The sequence below is a fragment of the Nonomuraea lactucae genome, assembly GCF_003313395.1.
Taxonomy (GTDB): domain Bacteria; phylum Actinomycetota; class Actinomycetes; order Streptosporangiales; family Streptosporangiaceae; genus Nonomuraea; species Nonomuraea lactucae.
This window is the reverse complement of the sequence record NZ_QNFZ01000697.1, coordinates 1-3,299: the sequence shown is the minus strand read 5'-3', so window position 1 is coordinate 3,299 and position 3,299 is coordinate 1. Positions and strand designations below refer to the sequence as shown.

The window sequence follows — 3,299 nt, the reverse complement described above, 5'->3', positions numbered from 1 at the left end:
CGCCCCGCCTGACTGGCGGGCCCGGTTGGAGGCGGCCCGGTTGGGGCGGGCCCCGGTTGGGGCGGGGCCGGGGCTCGGTGCTGCGGGGACGCGCGCTGCCCGTGCGAACACCCCGCTCTGCCAGCCGACCGTCCGTCGGGCACCCCCGCCAGGGCGGGCCGTTCAGGCGGTGGCCGGGGCGTCCGTGGAGGTGGACGTGGTCGTCGGGGCGGCCGAGGGGGAGCCGCCCGGGGCGTTCTCCGGGAAGTGGCAGGCCACCCGGTGCCCGCTGGCCAGTTCCTCCAGTGGCGGCTCGACCGTCCGGCAGATCTCCTGCGCCTTCCAGCACCGCGTGTGGAAGCGGCAGGCGGGCGGCGGGTTGAGCGGGCTCGGCACGTCGCCGGTGAGGCGGATGCGTTCGCGCCCGGCGCGCGCCCTCGGGTCGGGCACCGGCACCGCCGACAGCAGGGCGTTGGTGTACGGGTGCATGGGCGAGCTGTACAGGGCCTTGCGGTCGGCGATCTCGACGATCTTGCCCAGGTACATGACCGCGACCCGATCGCTGATGTGCCGGACCACCGACAGGTCGTGGGCGATCACCACGTAGGTGAGGTCCAGCTCGTTCTGCAGGTCCTCCAGGAGGTTGACGACCTGGGCCTGGATGGAGACGTCGAGCGCGGACACCGGCTCGTCGGCGATGATCAGCTTGGGCTTGAGCGCGAGGGTGCGGGCGATGCCGATGCGCTGCCGCTGGCCGCCGGAGAACTCGTGGGGGTAGCGGTTGTAGTGCTCGGGGTTGAGGCCGACGAGTTCGAGGATCTCCTGGACGGCCTTCTTGACGCCCTGCTCCGGCCGGACGCCCTGGACGCGGAACGGGGCTCCGACGATGGCGCCCACGGTGTGCCGGGGGTTGAGCGACGAGTAGGGGTCCTGGAAGATCATCTGCATGTCGCGGCGGAGGGGGCGGAGGCTCGCCTGACCGGCGTGGGTGATGTCCCGGCCCTCGAAGACGATCTTGCCTGCGGTGGGCTCCAGGAGCCGGGTGACCAGGCGGCCGGTGGTGGACTTGCCGCAGCCCGACTCCCCCACCAGGCCGAGCGTCTCGCCCTTGAACACCTCGAAGCTGATCCCGTCGACCGCCTTGACGGCGCCGATCTGCCGCTTCATCAGGCCCTTGGTGATGGGGAAGTGCTTCGCCATGTCCTGCACGGACAGTAGCGGCTCGTTGTCGGTCACTGGGTCTCCAGGGCTGGCTTGATCTCGGTCTCCCACAGCCTGCGCCGCTCGGACTTGCTCATGTGGCAGCGCACCAGGTGGCCGCCCTCGGTCTCGGCCAGCGCGGGCACCTCGGTGTCCGCCATGCCGTCCGTCAGTTCAGAGTACGGGCAGCGCGGGTGGAACGCGCAGCCCGGCGGGACGTTGATGAGGGACGGGGGCGTGCCCTTGATCGGCAGGAGCCGCTCGGTGGGCTCCCGGTCGAGACGGGGCATGGAGCCCAGCAGGCCCCAGGTGTAGGGGTGCTCGGGGCGGTAGAAGATGTCGTCGCCGGCGCCGTACTCGATGCACTTGCCCGCGTACATGACGAGGATGTCGTCGGACAGCTCGGCCACCACGCCCAGGTCGTGGGTGATGATGATCAGCGCGGAGTTGAACTCGCGCTGCAGGTCGCGCATGAGGTCGAGGATCTGGGCCTGCACGGTCACGTCGAGCGCGGTGGTCGGCTCGTCGGCGATGAGCAGCTCGGGGTCGCACGAGAGCGCCATCGCGATCATGGCTCGCTGGCGCATGCCGCCGGAGAACTCGTGCGGGTAGGAGTCGACCCGCCGGGCGGGCTCGGGGATGCCGACGCGGCCGAGCATGTCGATCGCGTGCTTGCGGGCCACCGCCCTGGAGACGTCGTGGTGGATCCGGTACGCCTCGATGATCTGGTCGCCCACCGAGTAGTAGGGGTGCATGGCCGACAGCGGATCCTGGAAGATCATCGCCATCTTCTTGCCGCGCAGGCCCCGCACGTGCTCCTGGGAGGCGGAGACGAGCTCCTCGTCGTCGAGCCAGATCTCGCCGGAGATCCGCGCCCGGCCGCCCTTGTGCAGGCCGAGGATGCCGAGGCTGGTCACGCTCTTGCCCGAGCCGGACTCGCCGACGATGCCGAGCGTCTTGCCGCGGTCGAGCGTGAAGGTCAGCCCGTCGACGGACTTGACCAGGCCGTCGTCGGTCGGGAAGTGGATGCGCAGGTCCTTGACGTCGAGGAAGCTCTGCGGGCTCACGTCAGCCTCACTCTCGGGTCGACGACGGCGTAGAGCAGGTCCACGACCAGGTTGGCCAGGATCACGAAGAGCGCGGCCAGGAGGGTGACGCCCATGACCTTGGGCAGGTCCTGGTTGGTGATGGCGTCGATGGCGTACTTGCCCAGGCCGTTGAGCGAGTAGGCGGTCTCGGTCAGCACCGCGCCGCCGATGAGCAGGCCGAAGTCGAGGCCGAAGATCGTGATGATGGGCGTCAGGGCGCCGCGCAGGCCGTGCTTCACGATCACGGTGCCCTCGCCGAGGCCCTTGGCCCTGGCCGTGCGGATGTAGTCCTCGTTCATCGTCTCCAGCATGCCCGCCCGGGTGAGGCGCGCGTACGTGGCGGCGAACAGGAACGCCAGCGTGATCCACGGCAGCAGCAGCCCGTAGGCCCACAGGATCGGCGAGTCCTCGATGGTGACGTAGTAGCCGCCCTGCGCCGCCCAGTTGAACGGGTTGCCGTAGGCGAACAGCTGCAGCGAGATCAGGCCGGTGAAGAAGATCGGCAGGGAGACGCCGGCGAGCGCGACGACCATCGCCGCCCGGTCGAACACGCTGCCTCTTCGCAGGGCCGACAGCACGCCGATGCCGACGCCGAGCAGCACCCAGATGATCGCCGCGCCGATGGCCAGCGAGAGGGTGACGGGCAGCCGGTTCATCAGGTCGGGGAAGACGGGCTGCCGGGTGATGAACGAGTAGCCGAGGCACGGGGCCGGGCACTGTTCGACGCCCGCTCCGTAGTCGTATTCGGCTCCGGCCACGATGCCCTTGACGTACCTGCCGTACTGCACGACGAGGGGATCGTTGAACCCGAGGCGTTCGGCGGCCAGCTTGGCCGTCTCCTCCGTGGCGGTGCGGCCGACGTAGCGGCTGGCCATGCCTTCGGGGGTCGCCCCGGCGAGCCGCGGCACGAGGAAGAAGATCGCGAAGGTTGCCAGGCTCACAATGGCGAGCATGATCACCGCGCTGATCAGGCGTCTGACGATGTATGTGAACACAGTGCCCGGCCCGGCGGCCGCCCCGGGGTTCGCCCGG

The 3,299-nt window shown here is 70.0% G+C and carries 3 protein-coding genes; all 3 read right to left on the bottom strand.

Translation table 11 applies throughout. From position 1 onward, the window contains the following. Window positions 1-162: 162 nt before the first annotated feature. From DQW85_RS25590 to DQW85_RS25580, 3 genes are read right to left on the bottom strand one after another with little or no spacing between them, the layout of a single operon-like run. A complete protein-coding gene (locus DQW85_RS25590) occupies window positions 163-1,179 on the bottom strand; it encodes an ABC transporter ATP-binding protein (RefSeq protein ID WP_240197425.1) in 1,017 nt (338 codons plus the stop codon). Between the two features lie 32 nt (window positions 1,180-1,211). Then, complete coding sequence (locus tag DQW85_RS25585; RefSeq protein ID WP_113702514.1) at window positions 1,212-2,246, bottom strand: ABC transporter ATP-binding protein; 1,035 nt, start codon at window positions 2,244-2,246, stop codon at window positions 1,212-1,214. Next, entirely contained in the window at window positions 2,243-3,262 is a 1,020-nt protein-coding gene (locus tag DQW85_RS25580) for an ABC transporter permease (protein WP_113702516.1), read from the bottom strand. Before DQW85_RS25580 ends, DQW85_RS25585 begins: the two co-directional genes overlap by 4 nt. Window positions 3,263-3,299 lie beyond the last annotated feature (37 nt).

Excerpts from the sequence above, each read along its gene's own strand:
- DQW85_RS25590 (WP_240197425.1), bottom strand. The coding sequence starts at position 1,179 with ATGGCGAAGCACTTCCCCATCACCAAGGGCCTGATGAAGCGGCAGATC.